Origin of the sequence: Oceanospirillum sediminis, from assembly GCF_014164585.1 — a bacterium.
GTDB lineage: Bacteria > Pseudomonadota > Gammaproteobacteria > Pseudomonadales > Halomonadaceae > Oceanospirillum > Oceanospirillum sediminis.
The window spans coordinates 1-355 of record NZ_JACJFM010000237.1 but is presented as its reverse complement, the minus strand read 5'-3'; the positions used below and the strand labels follow the sequence as shown (position 1 = coordinate 355).

At 56.3% G+C, this 355-nt stretch carries 1 pseudogene; it reads right to left on the bottom strand.

Going from position 1 to position 355, the window contains the following annotated elements:
• Positions 1-203 (bottom strand): annotated as a pseudogene (locus H4O21_RS24720) (IS3 family transposase); the annotation flags it as partial.
• Positions 204-355: the final 152 nt, after the last annotated feature.

Here is a 355-nt window from a genome sequence, read left to right as displayed (position 1 = left end):
AGGCTGGCATAAGGCGCTTCATTACACACCCGAATAATCGCCTGACGTTCTTCAGGACTTAAGGCCGTCGCAGGCTTCGGGCGTATCGCTTCCGGACGGCGGTCATACTGCACTTCTCCTGAATCATCCATCCAGCGCCTGAAGGTGCGGGCAGACAGTCCGATTTCTGCAGCGGCTTTCTCCCGGCGGGCTCCTGATACCACCGCCTCAGTAAACAGATCGATCAGATGTTTACGTTCATCTGGAACCGTCAGTTGTCCTCGCCCTCCCCGTCGTACAGGGCCTGTAACTTTTTTCTCAGGACCAGCAAAGCGGCGGTTTCTGCCAGTGCTTTGTCCTTTCTGTGCAGCTCACG